Source organism: Labedella gwakjiensis, assembly GCF_003014675.1.
GTDB lineage: Bacteria > Actinomycetota > Actinomycetes > Actinomycetales > Microbacteriaceae > Labedella > Labedella gwakjiensis.
Map to the genome: position 1 here is coordinate 2,927,698 of NZ_PYAU01000001.1, position 25,855 is coordinate 2,953,552.

General features: G+C 69.7%; 26 protein-coding genes. 17 read left to right on the forward strand and 9 right to left on the reverse strand.

Translation table 11 applies throughout. The annotated features are described in order from the left end of the window. Positions 1–8: 8 nt before the first annotated feature. Both CLV49_RS13765 and CLV49_RS13770 read left to right on the forward strand, forming a co-directional pair. Positions 9–902, forward strand: coding sequence for a carbohydrate ABC transporter permease (locus CLV49_RS13765; protein WP_106564047.1), 894 nt, complete (start codon positions 9–11; stop codon positions 900–902). 34 nt (positions 903–936) lie between these two features. Beyond that, positions 937–2,256, forward strand: a complete 1,320-nt coding sequence (locus CLV49_RS13770) for a glycoside hydrolase family 32 protein (RefSeq protein ID WP_106564048.1) — start codon at positions 937–939, stop codon at positions 2,254–2,256. A gap of 5 nt (positions 2,257–2,261) precedes the next feature. Here CLV49_RS13770 and CLV49_RS13775 read toward each other — a convergent pair whose 3' ends face one another. After that, a complete protein-coding gene (locus CLV49_RS13775; RefSeq protein ID WP_106564049.1) occupies positions 2,262–3,206 on the reverse strand; it encodes an alpha/beta fold hydrolase in 945 nt (314 codons plus the stop codon). 192 nt (positions 3,207–3,398) lie between these two features. Between CLV49_RS13775 and CLV49_RS13780 the strand changes: the two genes are divergently transcribed. From CLV49_RS13780 to CLV49_RS13820, 9 genes are all read left to right on the forward strand, one after another. Further along, positions 3,399–4,394, forward strand: coding sequence for an ABC transporter substrate-binding protein (locus CLV49_RS13780; protein WP_243696562.1), 996 nt, complete (start codon positions 3,399–3,401; stop codon positions 4,392–4,394). A gap of 11 nt (positions 4,395–4,405) precedes the next feature. Continuing rightward, positions 4,406–5,437, forward strand: a complete 1,032-nt coding sequence (locus tag CLV49_RS13785; protein WP_243696561.1) for a FecCD family ABC transporter permease — start codon at positions 4,406–4,408, stop codon at positions 5,435–5,437. Continuing rightward, positions 5,434–6,504 carry a FecCD family ABC transporter permease gene (locus CLV49_RS13790; protein ID WP_106564050.1) on the forward strand — a complete coding sequence of 357 codons (1,071 nt, stop codon included), beginning with the start codon at positions 5,434–5,436 and terminating at the stop codon, positions 6,502–6,504. The genes CLV49_RS13785 and CLV49_RS13790 overlap by 4 nt, the downstream gene beginning before the upstream one ends. 48 nt (positions 6,505–6,552) lie before the next feature. Further along, positions 6,553–7,437 carry a siderophore-interacting protein gene (locus CLV49_RS13795; RefSeq protein WP_106564051.1) on the forward strand — a complete coding sequence of 295 codons (885 nt, stop codon included), beginning with the start codon at positions 6,553–6,555 and terminating at the stop codon, positions 7,435–7,437. 108 nt (positions 7,438–7,545) lie between these two features. Beyond that, positions 7,546–8,979, forward strand: a complete 1,434-nt coding sequence (locus CLV49_RS13800) for an APC family permease (protein WP_106564052.1) — start codon at positions 7,546–7,548, stop codon at positions 8,977–8,979. A gap of 79 nt (positions 8,980–9,058) precedes the next feature. Continuing rightward, positions 9,059–9,604 (forward strand): PadR family transcriptional regulator, encoded by a 546-nt coding sequence (locus tag CLV49_RS13805; RefSeq protein ID WP_106564053.1) that lies wholly within the window; start codon positions 9,059–9,061, stop codon positions 9,602–9,604. A 3-nt stretch (positions 9,605–9,607) separates the two neighbouring features. Continuing rightward, a complete protein-coding gene (locus tag CLV49_RS13810; RefSeq protein ID WP_106564054.1) occupies positions 9,608–11,323 on the forward strand; it encodes an ABC1 kinase family protein in 1,716 nt (571 codons plus the stop codon). A gap of 397 nt (positions 11,324–11,720) precedes the next feature. Further along, a complete protein-coding gene (locus tag CLV49_RS13815; RefSeq protein WP_106564055.1) occupies positions 11,721–12,635 on the forward strand; it encodes an NAD-dependent epimerase/dehydratase family protein in 915 nt (304 codons plus the stop codon). Between the two features lie 94 nt (positions 12,636–12,729). After that, positions 12,730–13,383 (forward strand): ScbR family autoregulator-binding transcription factor, encoded by a 654-nt coding sequence (locus CLV49_RS13820; protein WP_158261983.1) that lies wholly within the window; start codon positions 12,730–12,732, stop codon positions 13,381–13,383. Here the strand turns inward: CLV49_RS13820 and CLV49_RS13825 are convergent. Further along, entirely contained in the window at positions 13,380–14,369 is a 990-nt protein-coding gene (locus CLV49_RS13825) for an AvrD family protein (protein ID WP_106564057.1), read from the reverse strand. The genes CLV49_RS13820 and CLV49_RS13825 overlap by 4 nt on opposite strands. Before the next feature lie 190 nt (positions 14,370–14,559). Between CLV49_RS13825 and CLV49_RS13830 the strand changes: the two genes are divergently transcribed. From CLV49_RS13830 to CLV49_RS13840, 3 genes are read left to right on the forward strand one after another with little or no spacing between them, the layout of a single operon-like run. Continuing rightward, a complete protein-coding gene (locus CLV49_RS13830) occupies positions 14,560–15,390 on the forward strand; it encodes a tryptophan-rich sensory protein (protein WP_106564058.1) in 831 nt (276 codons plus the stop codon). Then, positions 15,387–17,042 carry a DHA2 family efflux MFS transporter permease subunit gene (locus CLV49_RS13835; protein ID WP_106564059.1) on the forward strand — a complete coding sequence of 552 codons (1,656 nt, stop codon included), beginning with the start codon at positions 15,387–15,389 and terminating at the stop codon, positions 17,040–17,042. The genes CLV49_RS13830 and CLV49_RS13835 overlap by 4 nt, the downstream gene beginning before the upstream one ends. Before the next feature lie 36 nt (positions 17,043–17,078). Further along, a complete protein-coding gene (locus tag CLV49_RS13840; RefSeq protein WP_243696560.1) occupies positions 17,079–18,254 on the forward strand; it encodes a sensor histidine kinase in 1,176 nt (391 codons plus the stop codon). Positions 18,255–18,276: 22 nt separating this feature from the next. On the opposite strand, the gene CLV49_RS13845 is transcribed toward CLV49_RS13840, so the two are convergent. The 5 genes from CLV49_RS13845 to CLV49_RS13865 form a co-directional block, all read right to left on the reverse strand. Next, positions 18,277–18,678 carry a VOC family protein gene (locus CLV49_RS13845; RefSeq protein ID WP_106564061.1) on the reverse strand — a complete coding sequence of 134 codons (402 nt, stop codon included), beginning with the start codon at positions 18,676–18,678 and terminating at the stop codon, positions 18,277–18,279. A 34-nt stretch (positions 18,679–18,712) separates the two neighbouring features. Continuing rightward, positions 18,713–19,375, reverse strand: a complete 663-nt coding sequence (locus CLV49_RS13850; protein WP_243696559.1) for a DUF1345 domain-containing protein — start codon at positions 19,373–19,375, stop codon at positions 18,713–18,715. 44 nt (positions 19,376–19,419) lie between these two features. Further along, complete coding sequence (locus tag CLV49_RS18485) at positions 19,420–20,043, reverse strand: hypothetical protein (protein WP_208019776.1); 624 nt, start codon at positions 20,041–20,043, stop codon at positions 19,420–19,422. A gap of 72 nt (positions 20,044–20,115) precedes the next feature. Next, positions 20,116–21,138: a FecCD family ABC transporter permease gene (locus CLV49_RS13860; RefSeq protein WP_158261984.1), complete on the reverse strand. Its 1,023-nt coding sequence runs from the start codon at positions 21,136–21,138 to the stop codon at positions 20,116–20,118. Beyond that, positions 21,135–22,172, reverse strand: coding sequence for a FecCD family ABC transporter permease (locus CLV49_RS13865; protein ID WP_106564063.1), 1,038 nt, complete (start codon positions 22,170–22,172; stop codon positions 21,135–21,137). Before CLV49_RS13865 ends, CLV49_RS13860 begins: the two co-directional genes overlap by 4 nt. A gap of 23 nt (positions 22,173–22,195) precedes the next feature. Here CLV49_RS13865 and CLV49_RS13870 point away from each other — a divergent pair, with 23 nt between their 5' ends. Further along, positions 22,196–23,251, forward strand: coding sequence for an ABC transporter substrate-binding protein (locus CLV49_RS13870; protein ID WP_243696558.1), 1,056 nt, complete (start codon positions 22,196–22,198; stop codon positions 23,249–23,251). Between the two features lie 16 nt (positions 23,252–23,267). Here CLV49_RS13870 and CLV49_RS13875 read toward each other — a convergent pair whose 3' ends face one another. Next, positions 23,268–23,558 (reverse strand): metal-sensitive transcriptional regulator, encoded by a 291-nt coding sequence (locus CLV49_RS13875; RefSeq protein WP_106564064.1) that lies wholly within the window; start codon positions 23,556–23,558, stop codon positions 23,268–23,270. A 115-nt stretch (positions 23,559–23,673) separates the two neighbouring features. Between CLV49_RS13875 and CLV49_RS18580 the strand changes: the two genes are divergently transcribed. Together CLV49_RS18580 and CLV49_RS13885 are read left to right on the forward strand one after the other, a co-directional pair. After that, a complete protein-coding gene (locus CLV49_RS18580) occupies positions 23,674–23,859 on the forward strand; it encodes a hypothetical protein (RefSeq protein WP_106564065.1) in 186 nt (61 codons plus the stop codon). Continuing rightward, positions 23,859–25,286: an MBL fold metallo-hydrolase gene (locus CLV49_RS13885; protein ID WP_106564066.1), complete on the forward strand. Its 1,428-nt coding sequence runs from the start codon at positions 23,859–23,861 to the stop codon at positions 25,284–25,286. Before CLV49_RS18580 ends, CLV49_RS13885 begins: the two co-directional genes overlap by 1 nt. Here the strand turns inward: CLV49_RS13885 and CLV49_RS13890 are convergent. Beyond that, the gene (locus CLV49_RS13890) at positions 25,223–25,849 is read right to left on the reverse strand and encodes a TetR/AcrR family transcriptional regulator (RefSeq protein WP_106564067.1); all 627 of its coding nucleotides are present in this window, start codon (positions 25,847–25,849) and stop codon (positions 25,223–25,225) included. The two genes, CLV49_RS13885 and CLV49_RS13890, sit on opposite strands and share 64 nt — an antisense overlap. Positions 25,850–25,855 lie beyond the last annotated feature (6 nt).

Consider the following 25,855-nt stretch of genomic DNA (forward strand, 5'->3'; position numbering starts at 1 on the left):
GGCCCACAATGTCCATCACATCCCCCTCCATCGCACCCGTCTCCGAGACGCGGGCCATCACCGCTCCGCATTCCACCCCACCGGCTCCGGTGCGGGGCTCGCGCCGCGGCCTGGCCACGGCCGGGAAGTATGCGGTGCTGACCGTCGCCGCCTTCCTCACCCTCGCCCCCGTGGTGTGGACCCTCATCACGGCGCTCACACCGGCCGACGTCGAGACCGGGCAGGCGAACGTCGGCCTCGGAGCGTTCGTCGACGTGTTCCAGAAGATCCCCGTGCTGCTCTACGTGTGGAACAGTGCGCTCGTGACGCTCCTCATCGCCGCCGGTCAGATGCTGAGCGCCGCGATGGCCGGGTACGTCTTCGCTCGGTTCGACTTCCGCGGGAAGCGGCTCCTGTTCGGCCTCATCCTCGCGACGATGATGGTGCCGATGCAGGTGACGATCGTGCCGGTCTTCATGCTGATCCGCGGCATGGGTCTCGCCGACACCCTCCTCGCGCTCATCGTGCCGATGATCCCGACGGCGTTCGGAACCTTCCTCATGCGGCAGTACTTCATCGGGCTGCCGCCGGAGCTCGCCGAAGCCGCCCAGATCGACGGCGCCGGACCGTGGAAGACGTTCTTCGGCATCTACCTTCCGCTCGCGGCGCCGGGGCTCGCGATCGTCGGCATCCTCGCGTTCAACTACCACTGGAACGAGTTCTTCCGACCGCTCATCCTCACGATCAGCGAGCAGAACTTCACCCTTCCGCTCGGCCTCGTGACGCTGCAGGGCAACCTCGGCACCGGCTCGGTGTCCACCGTGCTCGCCGGCGTCGTGCTCTCGATGATCCCCGCCGCTCTGGTCTTCGTCTTCGGGCAGAAGCCTCTGCGCGAGGGCCTCACCGCCGGCGTCAGCAAGTAGCCCATCCTCCCGTCCCTCCGATCGAAAGACCGTCATGACCGGCCTCCTCGCCCCCACCCACATCGACCGCAGCTTTCCCCGTCTCCACCCCCGACCGGAGCGGGGATGGGTCAACGACCCGAACGGCATCCTCTACGCCGACGGGCGCTGGCACCTCTTCTTCCAGTTCAACCCCGACTCGGCCCGGCACGAGAGCATCTGCTGGGGGCACGTCAGTTCCGCCGACCTGCTGTCGTGGGAGGAGCACCCGGTCGCGTTGCGCCCCCGGGCGTCGGGGCCGGACGCCTACGGCTGCTGGAGCGGCGTCGGCGTCGTCGACGAGGGGGTTCCGACTCTCGTCTATTCCGGTGCCCCGGACGGCGACGGCTTCTCCGAGGCGCTCGTGGTGCGCGGCTCGGCCGACGCCCTCGACTGGAGCGGCGAGCGCGTCGTGGCCGCCGGTCTGCCGGAGGATCCGCTCGTCGCGATGGTGCGCGACCCGTTCCTCTTCGAGCTCGAAGGACGGCGCTGGGCGATTCAGGGCGCCGGCCGCACCGACGTGGGCGGCGCGCTGCTGCTCTACGGGGCCGACGACCTCGAGCGGTGGGAGGAGCACGGGTATCTCCTGACCGCCCAGGATGCGGTCGCCTCGGAACTGCCGCCCTGCGACGGGTGGGAGTGCCCGCAGCTGGTCCGCATCGGGGACGACTGGGTGCTGCTCGTCTCCCTGTGGATGCCGGGCGAACCGCACCGCGGCGTCGCGTTCATCGTGGGCTCGCTCGACATCGACCCGGAGACGGGACTCCCGGCCTTCGCCGGGCGTGGCACCGGCATCGTGGACAGCGGATCGAGTTTCTACGCGCCGCAGGCCGTCCAGGCCGGGGGAGCGGACGGCGGCCCGGAGCGTGTGCTCCTGTGGGGCTGGGCGCAGGAGACCACGGACGACGGATCGGGTCGGACGCAAGACGTGAACGACGACCACGGGTGGTCTGGCCTCCTCACGTTCCCTCGCGAACTCGCGGTGCGCGACGACACGGTCGAACTCGTGCCCGCCCGCGAACTCGCGGCGCTCCGCTCGGATCCCGTCGACGTCGATGCGCTGCCCGATCAGGCGGAGGTGCGCCTCGTCGGGACGGGGCCGGTGGAGCTGCGGATCGACGGCGACGCCGAGCGCGTCCTGTGGGCTGCGGAGCTCGATTCCGATGAAGAAGTGCGCATCCTCGTCGACGCCTCCCTCGTGGAGATCCACCGTTCGGGGCACCCGTCGCGCACGCTGCGCGCGCACCCGGGCGCGGGTGACCGCTACGCAGTGCGGCACGGCGACGCCGTATCAGCCGAGGCGTGGGCGCTGCGGCTCCCGGAACGACAGGGCTGACCGGCTCAGGGAGCGCCGCGCTCCGCCTCCCACGTCCGGAACTGAGAGGCGATGTCCTGTGCGTGGGTGTGGTGGAGGTAGTGCTCGCCGTCCATCGGGATCACGGTGGCGTCGTCGATCTCCGCCGCCTGCCGCTCATGCAGGCCGAGCCAGTCGGAGTTCGCCGCGTTGTCCGCCTCCACGAACATCAGTACCGGCAGGTCGGCGGGGAAGGTCGTGCCGCGAGCGTTCTGGAAGTTGGTGGGGAGGCGCTTCATCTCGTCGAGGTAGGTGGGGTTGAGCGAGTACACGTTGGTGATCATCCCGATCTGCTCCTGCGCCTGCTCGGAGTAGGTCGGCGCCTCGTAGTCATCACCGCTGAACGCTGCGACGAGGCGCACGATCCCGAGGGTCTTCAGCGCTGAGAACGCGTCGACGGGGAGCTCCTCGTCCATACCCGGCTGCTCGGGCACGGACGTGTCGATGCCGACGAACGCCGTCACCTCGTCGGGGTAGCGCTCCGCGAACTCGATGCCGTAGAGACCGGCGACGGAGTGCCCCATGAGCACGTACTCGTCCACGTCGAGTGCCGCGAGGGCCTCGTGGATCTCGGAGACGACGTTCTCCGTGGTGCGCGGTCGGTCGGTGCCGTCGCTGAGTCCGTAGCCGAACGGTTCCACGACGATCACACGATGGTCCTCGGCGAGATCGGAGGTGAGCGGCTCGAAGTCGAGCACGGGGGAGGCGGTGCCGGAGCCGGGGAGGAGGACGATCGTCTCGGGGCCTTCTCCCGTGTCGAGGACGTTCATCTTCCTGCCGTCGACGGCGACCTTCTCCCCATAGGACTCGATCCTCCCGCGCTCGACATCCGTCGCGACCGCGTTGACCACGGTCGTCGCGACCAGACCGAGCACGGTCACGGTTACGACCGCCGTCACCGCCAGGAGCATTCTCTTCAGTACCTTCTTCATCCCATGCCTTTCAGAGGGGCGCACGCGCACCCCTCCCACCAGCGTCGCGCCAGTGCCCGTCGGGCACATCACCCGTGCGGGGACACCCGTCTACTGCGGTGGGGTGAGATGCGTCTCCATCTCGCGGAGGGGAGCCCAGCTCCCAGACGGGAGACCGGCCGATGCGCGGATTATGGTTAGGGTAGGCTTGCCTTGCCCAAAATCACCGCGTGTGTGCAGGGCTCCCTCGCCACCGAACAGAAAGTCGATGCCGTGCGCCCATCCACCTCCCGTCGCCCCAGCATCTCCCGAGCGGGAGCAGTGCTTCTGGCCGCTCTCCTCCTCACCGGATGCTCCACGACGGCAGCGACGGGGGAGGGGGACGGCGAGGGTTCCGGCACGCGATCCGTCGAGCACGCGCGGGGCACCGCGACGGTTCCCGACGCGCCGCAGCGTGTCGTCGTGCTGGAGCCGCTCGAACTCGACACCGCTGTAGCCCTCGGGGTGACACCCGTCGGCGCGGCCGTCGCGAGCAACACCGCCGGCATCCCCGCGTACCTCGGTGTCGACGGCGTCGAGCCGGTCGGAACCGTTCCCGAGCCCGACATCGAGGCGATCGCCGCCCTCGAACCCGACCTCATCCTCGGCACCGAGTCGCGGCACTCGAAGCTCTACGAGCAGCTGGACTCGATCGCGCCGACCGTCTTCATGGCGTCGCAGTCGGACCCCTGGCAGGAGAACGCGGAGCTCATCGGAGAGGCGCTCGGGAAGTCGGACGAGCTCGACGATCTCCTCGACGCCTACAACGATCGGTGCGGGGAGCTCGCGTCCGCATACGACGTCGCCGGCCAGACCGCCCAGCTCGTCCGTCCGCGCGACGAGACCACTCTGAGCCTCTACGGCCCCACGTCGTTCGCGGGCAGCGCGCTCGAATGCGTGGGCTTCTCGATCCCCGAGCAGGACTGGGTGGACGGGCTGCAGGCCGACATCTCGCCGGAGAACGTGCTCGACGCTCAGGCCGATCACGTCTTCGTCACCACGGCCGACGTGTCGGACGAGGCGTCGATCCCCGAGGCGATCCGCGCGAACGCCGACGCCTTCCCCGACGTGACCCTCGTGGACACGTCGTACTGGGTCTCCGGGGTGGGCCCGCTCGGCGGGCAGAAGGTCCTCGACGACATCGAGGCCTACCTGACGGATCTGACCTGACCGGAACGGTCGTGACGACGTCGGATGCGACGCCGCGAGCACGGAGCAGGCGTCGCCGCGGGCTCGGGCTCCTGACGCTCGTGTGCCTCCTCGTCCTGGCGGTGCTCCTCTCCCTCGCCGTCGGGGCCAACCCGCTCCCGCCCGGGCTCGTCGTCGACACTCTGAGCGGGGGCGGCACCGATGAGGCGCGGTACGTGCTGAACGACCTGCGCATCCCCCGGACGATCGCGGGCGTCGTCGCGGGTGTCGCCCTCGGGGTCGCTGGTGCCCTCATCCAGGCGTTCACCCGCAACCCGCTCGCGGACCCGGGGATCCTCGGTGTGAACGCCGGCGCGGCCTTCGCCGTGGCGATCGGAGTGGCCGTCCTGGGGCTGCGCGACGTGTCGTCCTTCGTCTGGCTCGCGTTCCTCGGGGCGCTCGTGGTGACCGTCGGCGTCTACGTGATCGGATCGGCCGGCCGCGGTGTCGCGGATCCGATCCGGCTCACCCTCGCCGGCGTGGCGGTGGGGGCCGTGCTCTCGGGGGTGACGACCGGCATGACCCTGTCGAACCCGGATGCGTTCGATGCGATGCGTTCCTGGAATGCGGGGTCCCTCCTCGGTCGAGGCATCGATGTGCTCCTTCCGGTGCTGCCCTTCGTGGCGATCGGTCTGCTCGTTGCTGCGCTCGTGGCCCCCGGGCTCAACGCCGTCGCCCTGGGGGAGGACGTGGCGCGAGCACAGGGCGCGAACATCGCGGCCATCCGGGTCGGCGTCATCGTCGCCGTGACGCTCCTCGCCGGATCCGCGACGGCCGTGGCCGGCCCGATCTCTTTCGTCGGGCTCATGGTCCCGCACGTCGTCCGCTGGGTGTTCGGTGTCGACCAGCGCGTGATCCTCGCCACCTCCGTCGTCGTCGCCCCCGTCATCATCCTGCTGTCCGATGTGCTCGGTCGGGTGGTCATCGCGCCGGCAGAGGTGCCGGTCGGCATCGTGACCGCCGTGATCGGGGCACCGGTGCTCATCGTGTTGGCGCGACGACGGAATGCCCGGGGTCTGCGATGACGTCGACGCGGGCAGGCTCCCGCTCCCTCGTTCCCGTCGGCTACGGCCGGTACACGGTCTCGATCGGCGACGGGAGCTGGTTCGTCCGACGACGGAGCGTGCACGTCGCCATCGCGGCACTCGGCGCCATCCTCGTCCTGGGGGTCCTCTCGCTCGGGCTCGGCACGTACGCCCTGACTCCCGCCGAGGTGCTGCGCGTCCTCGCGGGCGGCGGCGAGGGGATCGACCGGACCGTCGTGCTCGAATGGCGGCTTCCGCGCACCGTCGCCGCGATCGTTCTCGGAGGATTCCTGGCCGTGGCCGGCGCCCTCTTCCAGACCGTGACGCGCAATCCGCTCGCGAGTCCTGACGTCATCGGTCTGTCCAACGGCGCCTTCACGGGCATGCTCGTGACGGTCGTCTTCGTCTCGGGGAGTTGGCCGGCACTGACTCTCGGCGCCGTGCTCGGGGGCCTCGCCGCCGCCGCGGCGATCTGGCTCCTCGCCTCCCGCGACGGGGTGCAGGGATTCCGACTCATCGTGGTCGGGATCGGGGTCTCCGCCCTGCTCGCGTCGGTGAACACGTGGCTCCTCCTCCAGGTGGAGCTCGAGACCGCCATGTTCGCGTCGGCGTGGGGAGCCGGCACGCTCAACGGGCTGACGGCCACGCCCGTCCTCGCTGCGATCCTCACCGGTCTGCCGCTGCTCGCCGTGCTCATCGTCCTCGCCGCACGCCTCAGGATCCTGGATCTCGGAGACGACGCGGCAACGGCCGTGGGCGTGAACGCCGGCCGGGTGCGCACGTGGGCGCTTCTCATCGGCGTGCTTCTCGTGTCGATCTCGACGGCTGTGATCGGGCCCGTGGCTTTCATCGCACTGGCGGCGCCGCAGATCGCCAGACGGGCCGCACGGAGCCCATCGCTGTCCGTGACGCTCTCAGCGCTGTTCGGAGGGGGCCTCCTGCTCGCGTCGGACCTCGTCGCCCAGCATGCACTCCCGGTCTCGCTCCCCACCGGTGTCGTCACCGTCTCCGTCGGTGGGCTCTACCTCGTGACCGTCATCGTCCTCGAGATCCGACGCCGTGCGTAGCCCGACGACCGACCAACCGCCCCACACGACCATCACCGGAGAGGACCGATGAGCCACCTCGAGAACAACGGGCGACCCTGGGCCTACAGTGCCTTCCGCGCGCGGGTCTCGCGCCGACGGGTACTCAGTCCCGGCTTCGTCCGCATGACCCTCGCCGGGCCCGACCTCAGGAACTTCGCGCCGTGGGGCCTCGACCAGCGGATCAAGCTCGTGCTTCCGATGGCCGACGGGTCCCTGGCCGATTTCGGTCTCCTCGCCGATCCGACGCCACACCCGTCCGACTGGTACGCCCGCTGGCGCGCTCTGCCGGAGGGCGATCGGAACGTTCTGCGCACCTACACGCCCGCGGCGATCCGTCCGGAGGCCGGAGAGATCGACGTGGACGTCGTCATCCACGAGCCGCCCGGCCCGGCATCGCGCTGGGCGCTCGGTGCGAGGATCGGGGAGGAGATCGTTCTCACCGGACCGGACATCCGGGCCGGTGTGACCGGATACGGGATCGCGTGGCAGCCGGGGGATGCGCGGCGCGTGCTCATCGTCGGAGACGAGACCGCCTTCCCGGCGATCCGGAACATCCTCGATGCGCTGGGCGAGGATGTGCGCGCACACGTCCTCGCTGAGGTCGGCGGGACGGAGGACGACCTCCTCTCGTCTCGGCGCAGCGACAGCGTGACGGTCGATGTGCGTCGTCGGAACGGCATCCCGGGGAGCGGTCTCGACGACGCGGTGAGGGACTGGGCGGCTGCGGCCTCCGAGACGACCTCGGGCGAGCAGGAGCCGACCGCGGTCGCGGACGACCTCTACGTCTGGATCGCGGGCGAGGCCGGCTCGGTGACGCGGATCCGCCGTCATCTCGCCGACGACCTCGGTGTCCCGAAGGAACGCATCTCCTTCCTCGGCTATTGGCGACACGGGGGTCCTCTCACGTCGTGACGACCCACCGTCCGGACGCGGCCGTCGACGATCACCCCTTCTGCCACCCCCGACCGGGGGAGTAGGGTCTCCCAGCAAGTACTCATCAGCGGGGCAGAGGGAGACAGCATGAGTGATCCGTCCTGGACGCAGGTCGTCAAGGTGGCAGAGCCGGAGCAGCCGGAGTTGAAGCGGGCCCTCGGTCCCGGGCTCCTCCTCCTCTTCATCGTCGGGGACATCCTCGGCACGGGAATCTACGCCCTCACGGGTCAGGTGGCGGCCGAGGTGGGCGGGGCTGCGTGGGTGCCGTTCCTCCTCGCGTTCGCCGTGGCGACGGTGACGGCGTTCTCCTACCTGGAGCTCGTGACGAAGTACCCGCAGGCGGCCGGTGCAGCCCTCTACACGCACAAGGCGTTCGGGGTGCACTTCCTCACGTTCATCGTGTGCTTCATCGTGATGACGTCGGGCATCACGTCGGCGTCGACGGCGTCGCGCGCGTTCGCGGTCAACCTCACCGTGGGCTTCGGCCTCCCGGACAGCGTGGGCATCACCCTCGTCATCGCGCTCGCGTTCATCGTGCTCATCATGCTCGTGAACCTGCGCGGCGTGACCGAGAGCGTGTGGCTCAACGTGGTGCTGACGCTCATCGAGCTCTCGGGCCTCCTGCTCGTGATCTTCATCGGCATGTGGGCGATCTTCGGCGGAAACGCCGACTGGGGCCGCGTCGTCGCATTCGAGACGGCGGAGGACAAGAACGTAATCCTCGCGGTGAGCACGGCCACGTCGCTCGCCTTCTTCGCGATGGTGGGCTTCGAGGACTCCGTCAACATGGCGGAGGAGACCAAGAACCCCAGCAAGATCTTCCCCAAGATGATGCTCACCGGGCTCGGGATCGCCGCGGTCGTCTACGTGCTCGTGTCCATCACCGTCGTCGCGCTCGTCCCCATCGGTGAGCTCGTCGGCAGCGAGACCCCGCTCGTCACCGCGGTGGAGAAGGCGGCCCCCGGATTCCCGATCAACTCGCTGCTGCCCTTCATCTCGATGTTCGCCGTGGCGAACACGGCGCTCATCAACATGATGATGGCGAGCCGGCTGCTGTACGGCATGAGCCGGCAGCGGGTGCTGCCGTCGTTCCTGTCGAAGGTGTCGCACACGCGCCGTACCCCGTGGGCCGCGATCCTCTTCACGACGGTGCTCGCCCTGGGTCTCATCGCCTACGTGTCGATCGACGCGGAGGGCTCGGTCGTCGCTCTCCTCGGCGGCACGACCTCGCTCCTCCTGCTCTCCGTGTTCGCGGTCGTGAACGTCGTGGTGCTCGTGCTGCGGAAGCAGCCCGTGGACCACGAGCACTTCAAGACTCCCACCGTGATGCCCATCATCGGTGCGATCACGTGTCTGTACCTCGTGTTCCCGTTCAGCTCCGGCCGTCCGGCCGGCCAGTACGGCATCGCCCTCGTGCTCCTCGCGATCGGAGTGGTCCTCTGGGGTGTCGAGCGCCTCTTCCGACGAGCGGGCAAGAACACGGAGACGGTCGCGGAGAAGGAGAACACGAAGGCCGAGTGAGCCGTGCGGATTCACATCCGACACACGGGGACGGCACTATATCGTTGAGTATCGTTCACGTCGTTCTGAGGAGAACATCATGGCCAACTCGTTCCCGACCGCCGGCTTCGGCTCCGGCATCAACTCCGAGGCCATCTGGCAGGCCATGGAGGACTTCCGTTCCCGCTTCGAGAAGAGCGCCGGCAGCCGCGTGGGCCGAGGAGACGTCCGCGCGGCCGTCATCGCTCTGCTCGCCGAGCAGCCCATGCACGGCTACCAGATCATCCGCGAGATCGAGGAGCGCAGTGGCGGAAGCTGGAAGCCGAGTCCCGGCTCCGTCTACCCGACGCTCCAGCTGCTCTCGGACGAGGGACTCATCAGCGCCGAGGAGTCGAACGGTCGGAAGACCTACTCCCTGACCGATGCCGGCCGCGTCCAGGCGGAGTCCGCCGATTCGTCGGCGCCCTGGAACCCGACGGCGGCGGAGGACGGCCCGGCGTTCGCCGCATTGCCCAAGGCCGGAGTGGAGCTCGCCCGCGCGGCCGCGCAGGTGGGGCGCACCGGGTCGCCCGAGCAGATCCAGCAGGCCGTCGCCGCGCTCGACGAGACGCGTCGTCGGCTGTACGCCATCCTCGCCCAGGACTGACGGGTGCCACCTGCGCCTCGGCGCCTCGAGACACCGGCGATACCGCGCACGGGGAGCGCCCGTGCCCGGTATCGCCGGATCCTGCGCTTCGCCGCGTGGAACCTCGCGGTGACGTGGTGGTTCGAACTGTTCCTTCCCCGCATCGGACTGCTGCGGATCGCCGAACGTACGCGCACGCGCCGGATGCAGCGCTTCGCGCGCCGCTTCCATGTGCTCGCCGTCGATCTCGGCGGGCTCATGATCAAGGTCGGCCAGTTCATGTCGTCGCGCCTCGACGTGCTCCCTCCCGAGATCACGAAGGAGCTCGAGGGACTGCAGGACGAGGTCCCGGCCGTGCCGTTCCCCGCGATCCGTGCTCTCGCAGAGGCGGAGCTCGGGGTGCCGCTGCACGAGGTGTTCCCACGGATCGACGAGGTGCCGGTCGCGGCGGCCTCGCTCGGGCAGGCGCACCGCGCCGTCCTCGGTCCGCTCGACGCTGACGACACGGGCCTCCATGCGGTCATGCTCAAGGTGCAGCGGCCGGGGATCGACACGATCGTGGAGGTCGACCTCGCCGCGCTGCGCAAGGTGGGCGGGTGGCTCAGTCACGTGCGTCTCGTGTCCGACCGCGTCGACGCTCCGGCCCTCGTCGAGGAGTTCGCCGTGACGAGCCTCGAGGAGATCGACTACCTCCACGAGGCGGTGTCCTCCGAGCGCTTCGCGGCGGACTTCGCCGCCGATGATCGTGTGGCCGTTCCGGCGGTGGTGTGGGAGCGGACCACCCGTCGGGTCCTCACGCTCGAGGACGTCACGGCGATCAAGATCACGGACCTCGACGGTCTCGCGGCCGCGGGCATCGACCCGGACGAGGTCGCGCGCGAGTTCGCCTCCGTGATGTTCGACCAGCTGTTCGGCACCGGCTTCTTCCACGCCGACCCGCACCCGGGCAACGTGTTCGTCACGCCGATCCCGCCGGGGGAGGGGACACGTCCCTGGAAGCTCACCTTCATCGACTTCGGGATGATGGGCGAGGTCTCGCGGAACACGCGGACGGGCCTGCGGAAGCTGCTCATCGCGGCTGCATCGCGCGACGGGGCCGGTCTCGTCGACGCCGCGCGCGATGTGGGCGTCCTGCTGCCGTCCTCCGACACCACGGAGCTCGAGCGTGCGATGACGCAGCTCTTCGCCCGTTTCGGCGGCATGGGGTTCGCCGAGCTGCGGGAGGTCGATCCGCGCGAGTTCCGCGAGTTCGCCGAGCAGTTCGGCGACGTGGTGCGTTCGCTGCCGTTCCAGCTGCCCGAGAACTTCCTCCTCGTCATCCGGGCGATGTCGCTCACATCGGGGGTGTGCAGCGCGCTGAATCCCGCCTTCAACCTGTGGGACTCCATCGAGCCGTACGCGCAGCGAATCATCCGTGACGAGCGGGGCAATCTCGTGCAGGACGTCGCGAAGCAGGCGATCGACATCGCCACGCTCGCGCTCCGTCTGCCCCGACGACTCGACGATCTCGTCACGCGCTTCGAGAACGGAACCGTGCAGGTCGCGACACCCGAGGTGGAGCGACGTCTCACCCGCCTCGAGCGCTCGGCGCGACGGGTCGTGTCCGCGCTCGTGTTCGGGGCGCTCCTCGTCGCCGGGGCGGTGCTCCGCCCCGACGACACGGTGCTCGGCACGGTGTTCATGGTCGGCTCCATCGTCCCGCTGCTGCACGCGCTCCTCTCGAACCGCGCGCGTCGCTGACCCGCGCCGAGTGGGACGCCGCTTCGTCCTCCCTCGGCACGACGTGAGCCGCTCGATGATGAGCTGAGACGAGCGGGGCCAGGTCTCAGGCTCGCCCGCCCGTACCTGACCCCGCGTCTCTCACTCGATCGACCTCAGGGACCCGGACTCGTGTCGGGGTCGAACACTTCAGTCGTCGAGGAGCACCGGGGCCCGGTCGTCGCGATGAGGGCGTTGACGCGGTGCACGCCTGTGTCCTCTCGCCGATCGACCGTCGCCCGACCGGTCGCCTTTCGGCGCTACGATCGGATCAGTCATTAACATAAGCGGTTCGCCCCGGTTTATGCGAACTCCGTCCGGGAAGTCGGCGGAAATCGTGTGCCGGGGCGCGTGACATCGCGAGCCCTGAGGAGGACGTGTGCCGGCATTCCGTCCGCGCGTGGCCCTGGTCGGCGCCACGGGCTTCATCGGTTCACGTGTCGCCGAGGCGTTCGTCGAGGAGCGGGTGGAGGTCGCCGCTCTCATACGGGACCCCAGTCGTCCGTTCCCGACCGGGGTGATCCCCGTGGCCGCCGACCTCGAATCGGGAGACGGGCTTCTCGACGGGCTCGCGGGGTGCGAGTCCCTCGTCCATGCCGCCAGCTACGTCGGCTCGGACGAGCGAATGCAGCACCGCGTGAACGTCCGGGGAACGGAGCGGCTCCTGGCCGCGGCACGGGAGGCGGGCATCTCGCGGATCGTCTACGTGAGCACAGCGGGCGTGTACGGCGGAGCCCTCCGCGCTGGAGGAGACGAGACGCAGTTGCGACCGTCGCCGCGGTCGCCGCTCAGTCGCTCGCGCCGCGAGGCGGAGATCCGCGTCGAGGCGGCGGGCGGCACCGTCGTCCGTCCGAACATGGTGGTGGGGGCAGGCGACACCTGGTTCCTGCTTCCGCTCCTGAAGCTCCTCCTGACTCTCGACGCGTGGATCGAGGAGGGCGCTGTGCGCGTCTCGACGATCAATGTCGCCTCGCTCGGCCGAGTGGTCTCTCGGCTCGCGCTGACTCCGCACGAGGCGGGCGTCTTCCACGCGGCAGGCCTCGAGCCCGTCGCGGTTCGGGACCTCGTGGAGCCGGTGCTGATGGCCGCGGGAGTCGAGATTCCCGCGCGGAGCCTGTCGCTCGACGAGGCGCGTCGTCTTCTCGTCCCGCGTGGAGTGAGCGAGAATCAGCTGGACATCGTCGCACGGGACAACATCCTGGATGCTCGGCGACTGTCGGGCGTCGTGCCCAAGGAGAGACAGGTACCCGGACTCCTCCCATACGATGTCGCATGGTACACAGAACGGTTGTGACGGAGCGGCATGCTCCGTCGGCGGAGGCGGCATGTCCTCCGCCTTGACATGATGGGTGATGGGACGACCGCTCACGGTCGCGAAGGAGGTTGGGATGTCGATGCGTCGTACGCCGCAGCAGGAGCGCTCACACGAGACGCAGCGCAACGTCGTGGAGGGTGCAGCGGTCGTCTTCGATCGTGTGGGGTACGGCAGCGCGAGCCTCTCGATGATCGCCGAGCAGTCCGGCATCTCCCAGGGGGCGATGTACTTCCACTTCAAGTCGAAGGAGCAGATCGCGCTCGCCGTGGTGCACGAACAGCACAACCGCTCCATCCCGCTCATGGAGTCGATCGCGCAGCAGAGCACCTCCGTCTTCGAACAGCTCGTGCGCGTCTCCCGTGGAGTGGCCGATCAGCTCCTGAGCGACGCTGTGGTGCGGGCGGGGATCCGACTGGCCATCGAGGAGGGGACGCTCGGTGAACCGGCGGGTGGTTTCTACACCGTGTGGGTGGAGTCGACGGCGTCGCTCCTCGAGACGGCTCTCACGGACGGCGTGCTCGTCTCGCGGCTAAACTCCGCCGATCTCGCGCGCGCCCTCATCGGCAACTTCACCGGCGTTCAGCTGATGTCGCAGGCCATCTCGGGTCGCAAGGATCTCCTCGCCTCGCTGGCCAACATGTGGCTCGTGCTCGTTGACACGATCGTCCCTGCGGACGAGCGCGACGCGGCCGTCGCGCTCGTCCACAGCGTGTTCGACGCCGCCTAGAGCGCCGAGGCCAGGTAGGCGAGCGAGGCGGAGGCCTCCGACCCGTTGCCGTCCGTCGCGGTCACGTCGAAGAGGCGCCAGGTCACTCCGCCACGGGCGAGTGTCTGGTCCCGAACGATGCCGAGGTGGAGGGCGACGGGGGCCCCGGCCGGCACGTCTCGGCGACCGACGGCGAAGTGCGCCTGCCGCATCCAGAGCGAGTTCGCCGACCCCCGCTCGAGGCCGTCACGCAGGTAGATGAGCGCTTGTGCCTGCTGCGCCGACAGGCGCAGGAGGTCGAGGACGGAGACGGTCGCAGCGTCTGCTCCGCCTGTTGCCGTGGGGGAATGCACGCCGTCGATCAGATGGCCGTCTTCCGAGATCCGAAGAACCTGTGACGCCCATTGCGCGCCCAGGTGCGACGGTTCGATCTCACCGGCGATGACGAGGGACGTCCGCGTGAGGACGGCGTCGGTGGGGAAGACCGCCGGTGTGCCGTCATGCCTCCGCACATCCAGCGTGGCCGTGACCCGCATGTCTCCGAAGCGCGCCGTGATCGTCGCGTGTGCGTCGCCGTCCGGTGCGCCGATCTCGCATTCCACGGGGATGTCGGCGAGGTGGGTCTCGGCTCGTACCCCGGCGCGGAGTCGGACATGTCGGAGGGTGACGGTCTCATCCGTCGGCGGCCGTGTCGCGGCGAGGGCGCGCGCCGCGATCCTCTCGGTGAGGAGGACGGCGTCCACCGAGCTGAAGTGAGGAGGCGAGATCGCGCGGGAGCCTCCGACCGACCAGTCCGCTGGGTAGGACAGTGACGTGGTGCCGGCGATCCGGAGGTGCGTCGCGGCCCCATCGAGCGCGTCGACGGTGCAACGGTAATGCCGCTGCACACGACGGTAGCTTTCGGCGAGATACCGGTGAGCCGACGGGCCCAGGAGATCGTCGAACGTCTTGCCGACGGCTCCGGGGAGCAACAGGTTGAGGGGGGTCATCGCGTGGAGGTAAGTCATGCGGTCAGCTTAATTACGCCGAGGTGTGTGACGGCGCGGGTTTCGGCCCCTCTTCGAGGCGGGCCCGGTCCTCGACCCACGGCTGCGCGACGTCGCCTGCGGCGGGAATCGCGGAATCCGTCACAATTGCTAGAAGATATATTTACCAATATATTTAGCTAATAAGGCAACAGATCTGCGAGGAGCCATCATGACCGCCACACCCACCCGTTCGGATCGGACGCGCCAGACTGTCGTCGTCGTCAGCGCGATCGTAGCCATCATCGGGTCTTTCATCGGCTCCGGTGCGGTCATCGGCACGCCCATCCAGGAGCAGGTCGGCGGAGCGTTGAGCGCGGATGCGACGCTCATCGCCCCCGCCGGTCCGGCGTTCTCGATCTGGTCGGTGATCTACGCCGGCCTCATCGCGTACGCGATCTGGCAGCTGCTGCCGTCCCAGGCGACGCGCGAACGGCACCGACGCCTCGGCTATCCGATCGTCGCGACGCTGCTGCTCAATGCCGCATGGATCCTCAGTGTGCAGGCCGGATCGCTCTGGCTCAGCTGGATCGTCATCGTCGTCCTCCTTCTCGCCCTCCTGCTCACCTTCTCCCGCGTGCTCGTCACCCGGACCGCGGGTCAGGGTGTCGTGGAGTCGATCGTGATCGACGGTACGGTCGGCCTCTACCTCGGGTGGGTGTCCATCGCGACGGCGGCGAACATCACGGCCGTCCTGCAGGCGGCCGGCTTCGACGGCTTCGGGCTCGACCCGAATCTATGGGGGGTCGTCGTCGTGATCGTCGCCGGTCTCGCCGGCCTGGCGCTCGCCCTCTACGGTCGTGGACGGCTGTCGCCCACCGCGTCTCTCGCGTGGGGACTCGGTTGGGTCGCGGTCTCGCGTACGACGGGCGAGTTGGTGTCGCAGCCTGTCGCCGTGACCGCCGTCGTGGTGGCCGTGGCCCTCGTCCTCGCCACCGTCGCGATCCGTGTCGCGCGCGGCGGTCGGGGGAGTGCGCAGCTCACGAGTGACGCACGTCCGTGACCGCTCCCGTCGCGCAGTCGTCGAGAGCCCGCTGGGTCGGGCTCGTCTTCATCAGCGTCGCCGTCGCGCTCATCATCGTCGACTCCACGATCGTCAACGTGGCGATCCCCTCGATCATCGACGACCTCGGCATCACCTCGACGCAGGTGCAGTGGGTCCAGGAGTCCTACACGCTCGTCTTCGCCGCACTCCTCCTCGTCTTCGGAACGCTTGCAGACCGGTTCGGGCGCCGGCGCGTCCTCGTGATCGGTGTGTCCGTCTTCGCTGCCTCGAGCATCCTGGCGGCGACGGCGCAGACGGGTGATCTGCTCATCGCCGCCCGCGTCGTTCAGGGCGTCGGCGGCGCGATGGTGCTGCCGACCACTCTCTCCCTCATCAACGCGACGTTCCGGGGCACGGAGCGCGCCATCGCCTTCGCCGTCTGGGGATCCACGATCGGCGGAATGACGGCCGTGGGGCCGCTCCTCGGCGGCTGGCTCACCACGTACTTCTCCTGGCGATGGGCGTTCGGCATCAACATCCCTCTCGGCGTCGTCATCATCGTCGGCGTGCTGCTCTTCGTGCGGGAGTCGCGCCAGCCGGTGGGGCCGGGAGGAGCTCCCGTGCGAGTGGACGGCGTGGGTGCGCTGCTGTCGGTCGTGGCGAGCGCGAGTCTGGTGTTCGGTCTCATCGAGGGGCGGGCGTACGGCTGGTGGTCGACGGAGGAGCGGCTCACGATCGGTGCCTGGAGCTGGCCGTTCGACCTCTCTCCGGTGCCCGTCGCCTTCGCCGTCGCGATCGCCGCCGGGGTGGCGTTCGTGGCGTGGGGCCGTGCGCGCGAGCGCGCCGGTCGGAGCGCGATGCTCTCGTTCGCTCTCTTCCGCATCCCGAGCTTCCGCAACGGCAACCTCGCCGCCATGATCGTCTCCCTCGGTGAGTTCGGGATCATCCTCTCCCTCCCGCTCTGGCTGCAGAACGTGCTGGGCTTCGACGCGCTCCAGACGGGTCTCGTGCTCGTAGCGCTCGCGGTGGGGGCGTTCGTCGCCTCGGGGTTCGCCGGCGCGTTCGGGAACCGGATCCGCGCCGTCGTCGTCGTGCGCGTCGGCCTGGCTGCCGAGGTGGCGGGTGTGGCGGGCCTCGGACTCGTCATCGGCCCGGACACCGAGTGGGGCGCGCTCATCCCGTTCCTCTTCGTCTACGGCTTCGGCGTGGGGCTCGCCACGGCGCAGCTCACCGGGGTGGTGCTGCGCGACGTGCCCGTGGAGCAGAGCGGTCAGGGCTCCGGAACGCAGAGTACGGCCCGACAGATCGGCTCGGCGCTCGGTATCGCCGTGCTGGGAACCGTCCTGTACACGTCGGCCGGCCTGCAGCTCGACGCGAGCCTCGCCGACAGGGGAGTACCGGAGTCTCAGCGCTCCGAGATCGTCGACCAGGTGGTCGACAGCTCGGGCGCCGCGATCGCGGGACTCGAGCAGGACCCCTCGATGGCCGACGTCGTCACCGATGCGAAGCAGGCGTTCTCCGACGGAACGCGCTACTCGGCCTTCGCGGCGGCCGGATTCCTCTGCGTGGGATTCGCCGCGACGTTCCGCCTGGGCACCAAGCGCGACGAGGAGCGCGCGGCGGCCGAGCAGCGCGCGGCGGACGCTGTACGGGAGGCGGACGCGGGATAGCATCGAGCGAGCACAATGACTGTCGAGGGGGCGCGTGTGAGGACGGCTGAAGAGATCACACGTCGCTCGGCGATCGACGCCTACGAGGTCGTGGGTGCTCCGCCGCGCGCGGACCTCGAGAGTCTCGTGCAGCTCGCTGCCACGCTGTGCGGGGTGTCGAAGGCCGTCATCAACATCATCGACGACCGGTTCCAGCATCAGGTCGCCGCCGTCGGCATGGAGCCGGCTTCGTGCACGCGCGAGGACTCGATGTGCGCCCGGGTGTTCCAGCGACCGGGCCACGTGACCGTCCGCGACGCGAGACTCGACGAACGCTTCGCCGACAACCCCTTCGTGACGGGAGAGGTCGCGAACGTGCGCTTCTACGCGTCAAGCCCCCTCATCACGCCGGCGGGCATCCCCATCGGCACGCTGTGCGTGTTCGACGAGGATGCGAAGGACCTCGACCCGCACACGAGCGAGGCGCTGAAGATGCTCGCCCACCAGGTGGTCGACGTTCTCGAACTGCACCGGATCTCGACCGAACTCGAGAAGTCGAACGAGCAGCTCGCGCAGTTCGCCGGCCAGGTCAGTCACGACCTCCGGAACCCGCTCATGGCCGTGTCGGGATTCCTCGAACTCGCGACGGACAGCCCCGAGATGGTCAATGCGCCCGAGGCGGCGAAAGCCCTCGCCCGGGCCGAGTCGGCGGCCGACCGGATGGCCCGCATGATCACCGATCTGCTGCACTTCGCGCGCGTGGGAGGCACGCAGCCCCGTCGCGTGCCGATCGATCTCGAGGACCTCGTGAGCTCGGTGCTCGAGGACCTCCACGCGCCGATCGAGCAGACGGGTGCGACCGTCGTCGTCGATGCACCGTTCACGATCGTGGGCGACGAGACGCTCCTCGGTGCTGTCGTGCAGAACCTCGTCGCGAACGCCCTCAAGTTCAGCGCCGTGTCCGGAGCCATGCCCCGCATCGAGGTCCACGCGCACGAGGTGTCGGCCGGATGGCGAGTCTCCGTCGACGACAACGGTCCCGGTGTGCCGCGGGCGCAGCGCGAACGCGTCTTCGACCTCATGGAGCGAGCGGTCGGTGACGAGGTCGCCGGACTCGGCATCGGTCTCTCCACCTGCCGCCTCATCGTCCAGGCTCACGGCGGCAGCATCGGCATCGACGACTCCGCGCTCGGCGGCGCGAGCGTGTGGATGGTGCTTCCGAGCGTCGCGTGAGCGTTCGGTCGCCGTGGTCTCCTCAGCTCGTCGACGCTGCGTCCGCGACGATCTCGGCCTTGAAACCGTCCGTGTTCTCGAGCCAACCGGCGTAGTGTGCGTCACCGCCCGCGTGCGGGTAGCGCTCCGCGTACAGGGGCGTCCATCCGTGGCCGGGAGCGTCGGCCATCAGCGCATCGACGACGGTTCGGGAGCCGCCGTGGAACGCGAGGTGGTTGAGGCCGACGCGTCGCCGGTCGTGCTCATCGTTCGTGAGATTCGGCGACGTCGTGAGGGTGAGATACGCGCCGCCGGCCTCCCACGACTGCCCGCTCGGCCACTCCGAGGCGAGGGCGAATCCGACCCGCTGGAGCAGCCAGCCCCACTCGCGTGACGCGCGCTCGATATCGGCGACCCAGATCTCGACGTGATGGAATCCCGGCATCCACCGAGTGTCGCACGGCGGGAACCGCCTCAGCTCAGCCGGCGATGCTCGTGACCAGGTTGATCGTGGTCGCGAGCACTCCCACGCCGAAGACGAAGGAGAGGAGGGAGTGCTTCAGGACCTCCGCGCGCATGACGCTGCTCGTGAGGTCGGTGTCGGACACCTGGTACGTCATGCCGAGGGTGAAGGCGAGGTAGGCGAAGTCGGCGTAGCGGGGCGGCTCGCTCTGATTGAAGTCGATGCCCGTGCCGCCCGCCCGGTAGTACAGCGCCGCGTAGCGCAGGGTGAAGAGCACCTGGATGAGGAGCCACGACGCGGTCACCGTGGCGAGTGCGGCGGCGGCGAAGACGAGTGTCGTGTCGCCGGACGCCGACCGGGCCTCGAAGAGCAGGAGGCCGATGGCTCCGAAGCTCGCGATGCTCGCGAGGACGAGAAGTGCCTGGGCGACAGGCTGCGTGGGGTCCTCGCGGGTCGCGTGCAGCGGGGTCTCATCGGCGCCGAGCCGGGAGACCACGATCCCGGCCCAGAGCGAGAAGGTCGCGGCCGCCGCGATCCACCCGGCCGAGGGGGCCAGGAGCCACGACCAGGAGACGCCGACGATCGCGCCCACCACGATGAAGACCACGAACATGGCGGCGACGCGGACCCCGGCCCGGTGCCAGAAGCCCCCGAAGTCCTTCGGCGGTGCTGTCGTCACGATGCCTCCCGGGTCGGCTGAGGACACCGACGATACGCGTCCGGTCAGGGGAGCGGTCGAGGCTCGCGCTCCGAGACGAACAACGTGTCTCCGTCGATTACCCCGTCGAAGCTGTACTCGCCCCAGCGGATCCCGTCCGATTCCTCCACCCCCGCCAGGGAGTCCCACTGCCAGCCGACGACGTCGGGGGACAGGCTGCCGCACTGCGGCGGGTACGACTCCATGATCGTGTCGCAGAAGACGGGGCCGTCGCCCTGGTCGAGCACCATGCCTCGGAACTCGTGCGAGACGGGGCCGGTGAGGGCGACGACGAAGGCGAGCAGAGCGAGCACGGCGGCGAGGGGCGTCATGACGACGCGCTCCGGCCTCGATCGCGACACCGCGTTCATGACGACACCGATGCACAGGTAGCCGAAGACGACCCACGCGGCGACGCGCGACACCGCGTTCGGCACGATGTCGATGATGCCCGCGAGATCGAGCGCCGGAAGCGCGAGCACGATGCAGACGAGCACCGAGACAGCGGACGCGATCCGCAGACGTCTCGGCAGCGCTTCCCGATGCCGGCCGCCCCACGCGAACCGGCCCCAGGGGGCGCCGCTCGCGAGTGCGATCTGGAACACCGCGAGGAGACCCAGGAGGACGGTGAAGGCGATCGCTGTGGCCACGAGGCGAAGCCTATCGACGCGGGGAGCGCGCCGACAGTGCGCGATGACGGCGAGCGGGGACGCCAGCCGTGGTCATCGACGGGTCCGGGCCACGAGCCAGAACAGGTAGGCGCCGCCGATCGCGCCGGTCACGAGTCCGACCGGGATCTGCAGGGGCGCGAGTAGACGCTGCGCGGCGACATCCGCGAGGAGAAGGAGGACCGCTCCGATCGCGGCGGAGGCGGCGACGGGGATACCCGCCGAACCACTGGCGCGGCGGGCGATCTGCGGCGCGGCCAGCGCGACGAACCCGATCGGCCCCGCCACGGCCGTCGCCGTCCCGGTGAGGGCGGCGGCGACGAGGAGGAGGACGAGCTGCGAGCGAGCGACGCGCATGCCGAGGCTGCGCGCCACATCGTCGCCGAGTTCGAGAGTGCGGAGATCGCGTCGGTAGAGGGCGATGACGATGCCGAGGCAGGAGACCGCCACGGCGAGGAACGCGACATCGCCGGCGTCCGTCGCGGTGAGGCTGCCGTACAGCCAGAGGGTGGCCGATCGTGCGACCTCGGTGGGGGCGCGCGTCAGCAGGTAGTCGTTGACCGCCGCGAGGAGGGCGGCGAAGGCGACACCGGCCAGGATCGTACGTTCCCGGGCGAGCCCGGTGCTCCGCGAGATGAGCAGCACCACGAGCAGCGCTCCGATGCCTCCGGCCCACGCTCCGAGCGCCGGATCGAGCGACGGGGTGACGAGGACGAGACAGACGAGCGCGCCCGTCGCGGACCCCGTACTGAAGCCGATGATGTCCGGACTGCCGAGCGGGTTCCGCGAGAGGGTCTGGAAGACGGCTCCCGCGATACCGAGCGCGGCGCCGACGAGGAGTGCGGCGACGATCCGGGGGAGCCTCATGTCGATCACGATGAGATGGGTGCGCTCGGTGGTGGAGCCGAGAAGCGCGCCGATCACGTCGCCGGGGCTCGTCGCGTACGAGCCGGTGCCGATCGCGACCGTGCCTGCGCTCACGGCGATGACGATCGTCACGACCAGGACGAGGAGTCGGCGCCTCCTCACTCGAGCGCGGGGCCGGGTGACGTCCGGATCGGACGTCGTCGCGCTCACCTCATCCTCCGCATGACGAGCCAGAGCAGGACGGGAGCGCCGAGGAACGCGGCCACGATCCCTGCTTCGACCTCTCCCGGGTAGGTGATGAAGCGGCCGACGACGTCGCTCGACACGGTGAGCACGGCGCCCGCGAGTACAGAGAGCGGCAGGGTCAATCGCAGGTCGGGGCCTGCGACGCGTCGGACGGCGTGGGCGACGAGCAGCCCGATGAACGACAGGGGGCCGGCCGCGGCCGTGGCGGCTCCGCACAGGAGGGTCACGGCGACACCCGTGCCGAGCGTCACCGCGACGGGCCGCACGCCGAGCGCTCGGGCGGTGTCGTCTCCGAGGGCGAGCTGGTTGAGGCCTGGCGCGACGAGCGCGGCGACCACGAGCCCGGCGATCACGAAGGGCATGAGCTGTCCGGTGACGTCGAGGTCGCGTCGCTCGAACGACCCGACCACCCAGAAGCGGTACGACTCGAACGTGTCCTCATCGAGGAGCGTGACGATGCCCACGAATGCGCCGAGGCACGCCGTGAGCGCGATCCCGGCGAGGACGACGCCGACCGCGTCGTCGCGGCTGCGCGCCCGACCCACGAGGTGCACGAGTGCGGCGGCGCCGGCCGCCCCGAGGAACGCGAACCACACGTAGCCGCTCGCCGTGCCGATGCCGAGGAATGCGATCGCCACGACGACCGCCGCCGACGCCCCGGCGTTCACCCCGAGGAGACCCGGATCGGCGAGCGGGTTGCGCGTCGACGCCTGCATGAGGAGGCCCGCGACGCCGAGCGCCGCGCCGACCATCACGGCCGTCGCGGTGCGCGGGATCCGCAGCTCGCGCACGATGATCGCGGCCGGTCCATCACCGCCCGTGGTGAGGGCGCTCCACACCTCCTCGATGGGGACGAGCCGCGACCCCACGGCGAGGCTGAGCAGCACGACCGCCACGAGCGACGCGCTCAGAACCACGGCCAGAAGGGTCGCCGAAGCGAGCGGCCGTCGGGGCGTGGAGGGGAGGAGGTCGGTGCCCGCCCGGGACGAAGTGAGCATCGGTTTTAGGTTAGCCTAACCTCGTGTTCTTCAACGACTTCGCCTCCTCGTCCCGTCCGTCCTCTCGATCGCGTCTCCGGCGCGGCGGCCTGATCCTGGCCGTCGCGGCCCTCGCCCTGACCGGGTGCTCCGCCTCCCCGGCCCCCGCCGAGACCGCGCCCGATGCGGAAGCCGGGTCCACCGGCGAGTACACCGTGTCGCGCGAGATGGCAGACGGAATGGGTTCGGACGAGGCCGACGGCGTCTTCCCCCGGACCGTCACCCACTACGCCGGAGACACGGAGCTCGATGTGGCCCCCGAGCGGATCGCCGTGGTGTCGACCGGCCAGCTCGATGCCCTCCTGTCCCTCGACGTCGTGCCCACCGCGGCGACGCGGGCCGAGTACAGCGGACTCGTGCCGCCATACCTGCTGGACGCGTTCCCGGACGACGCCGACGCGCTCGATGCGATGGCGGACATCGGCGAGCGGACGGAACCCGACTTCGAGGCCATCGCCGAGTCGGACCCCGACCTCATCCTCATCAACTCCGTGCGCGGTGCGGACCTGTACGACTCCCTCTCCGCCATCGCGCCCACCGTCGTGACGCTCGGCAACGGTGTGAACTGGAAGAGCGACTTCCTCCTGATCGCCGACGCACTCGGGCGGGAGGGCGACGCGCAGGCCGACCTCGACGGGCTGCACGCCGACGCGGACGCGTTCCGCGAGACTCTCCCCGATGAGGTGCCTACCGTGTCGTTCCTGCAGTCGACGGGGGACCGGACGCGGATCATGGGCGTGCCGTCCTTCACGGGCGGCCTCGCGGAGGACCTCGGGCTCGCGCGCCCCGAGTCGCAGCGGTTCGACGACACGTCGGAGGAGATCAGCGCCGAGCAGCTCGAGCTCGCCGACGCCGACTGGATCTTCTACGCCGGCAACGGCGACGGGCTCTCCCTCATCGAGGACTCGGCGCTGTGGCCGAGTCTCACCGCTGTCGGCGCTGGTCACGTCGCGTCCGTCGACCTCGACCCGTACTTCATGAACGCCGGTCCCGTGGCCGCTCGCCTCGTCCTCGACGAGATCACCGCCACGATCGGCTGACGGGGGAGCGGCTCCGTCACGCGAGGGAGAGGAAGAGCTTCTCCAGTTCGTCCGGGCGCGGCTTGGAGTCGTCGTCCGGGCTCGTCAGGCAGTCCTTCAGAGCTGTCGAGATCACCAGGAAACCGGCGCGGTCGAGGGCCTTCGATACGGCGGAAAGCTGCTGGACCACGTCTCGGCAGTCGGCGTCGGACTCGACGGCAGCGATGACGGCGTTCAGCTGACCTTGCGCGCGCCGGAGCCGGTTGGACACCTTCCGCTTCGCCTCGTGCTCCTCCAGGGATGGTTCGCCGTGCGTCGTCGCGCCCATGTGTGGTCCTCTCGGTTGCCGTCCCGTGGACGGGTTTGACGACAACTATACCCCTGGGGGTATAGTCTCGCATACACCCGGGGGTATCCGGCGAGGACGAGCGAATGGAGAGACGATGTGCAGGGAGACGACCTGTCGGACGTGCGGCAAGACCACCTGGGCGGGATGCGGACAGCACGTGGATGCGGTGAAGGCCGGTGTGCCGGCGCGGGAATGGTGCGGTGGTCAGCACACTCAGGCTCAGATCGATGAGGCTGCCGGACGCCGTGGTGGCTTCCTCTCGCGGTTGCTGGGGCGCTGATGCTGATCGAGCGCCTCTATGACGACGACCTCGCCCAGGCGAGCTACCTGATCGGATGCCAGGCGTCGGGGGAGGCGATCGTCGTCGATCCGCGGCGCGACATCGGAGACTACCTGCGCCTCGCGGAGTCGAACGGACTCCGGCTCGTCGCCGTCACCGAGACCCACATCCAGGCCGACTATCTCTCGGGTACACGCGAGCTCGCGGCGCGGACGGGTGCGTGGATGTACGTCTCCGGTGAAGGGGGGCCGGACGGGCAGTACGGTCCGGGCTTCGACGACGCCGAGAGGCTCGTCGACGGGGATGAGATCCGGATCGGCAAGATCGTCGTGACGGCAAGGCACACGCCGGGGCACACGCCGGAGCATCTCTCGTTCCTCGTCACCGATGGCGCGCGCACGAGCTCTCCTGGATACCTGTTGAGCGGCGACTTCGTGTTCGTCGGCGATGTCGGGCGGCCCGACCTCCTTGATGAGGCCGCCGGCGGAGTCGATACCCGCTTCGTCGGCGCCCATGACCTGTTCGAGAGCCTTCGACGCGTCTTCCTCACTCTTCCCGACTACGTGCAGGTGCTTCCGGCTCACGGATCGGGCAGCGCGTGTGGGAAGTCCCTCGGCGCCATCGCCGCCACGACGGTCGGCTACGAGCGAGCCTTCGCGTGGTGGGCGCCGTATCTCGAATCGGGAGACGAGGACGGCTTCGTCCGCGAGATCCTCGACGGTCAGCCCGACGCCCACGCCTACTTCGCGCGCATGAAGCGCGAGAACCAGGAGGGTCCTAACCTCCTCGGTTCCCTGCCCGCGCTCGAGGAGTACACGGCTGACGCATTGCGCCCGCTGATCGAGCGGGGAGACGTGGTCTTCGTCGACACGCGCCACCACGATCTCGTCCACCGCGGCACCGTCAGCGGCTCTCTCAACGTTCCCGGCCCCGGCACGGCGGCGCGCTATGGCGGATGGGCCTATGACCCGGAGGCGGAGAGCACCCCGCTCGTCGTTCTCGCGGCCTCGAGCGCTGAAGCCGAGGAGGGACGTGATCACCTCGTGCGCGTGGGCATCGACCACGTCGTCGGGTTCATTCGCTCACTCGACGGTCTCGACCTCGTCTGTCCCCCGCTCGTGCGGGTGGAGAGTCTCGAGACGGCGGACCGCGGGATGCTCCTGGATGTCCGGAACGCCACGGAGTTCGCAGCCGGCCACATCCCGGGGGCGACGCGCGTCAGCGCAGGCCGTGCCCTGTGGGCCCGCGGTGAACTCCCCGCCGACGAACCGATCGTGAGCTATTGCCGGAGCGGCACGCGGAACAGCGTCGTCGCGAGCGCACTCCGCCGTGCGGGGCTCGACGTCGTCGAGCTCGAGGGGAGCTACCTCGCCTGGGTGGCCGTCCCGGGCAACGTGCCGGCGGTCACGGCCGCCGCGCCGATCTGATCCCGGGCCGTGAGGAGGAGCCCCGCAGCCTCGCTGGGGGCGACACGCGCCAGGGCGAACGCCGCGACCACGAGGCCCGTCGTCGCATCGGCGAGTCGCGCAGCCTCGACGGGCGGCACGGCGCCGACGTGCGCGGTGATGCCGGCACCGATCGCGACCCGCAGCTCGTCGCGGTAGTCGGAGACGACGCGTGCGACCTCGGCGTCGTCGGCGATGGGGGAGCCTGCCGTGTTGATGAGGAGGCAACCGCTCGTCGCGGGCAGCGAGTCGAGGGTGTCGAATGCGCCGCGGAGCCCGTCGAGGTAGACGAGGATCGCGTCCGTCGCGATGGGGTCCGTCTGGAGGGGGCGGAGCCGTGGACGGACGATCTCGTCGAGGTAGCTGCGCACGGCCGCGTCGAAGAGGCCGCGCTTCGAACCGAACGTGTTGTAGAGGCTCGAGCGGTTGAGGCCGGTCGCCGCCTCGAGGTCGGGAACGGAGGCGGCGTCGAAGCCCGTGCGCCAGAAGACGGTCCGCGCGGCGCGGACCACGTCGTCGGCGTCGAACGCTCGCGTGCGTGCCATCGTGGT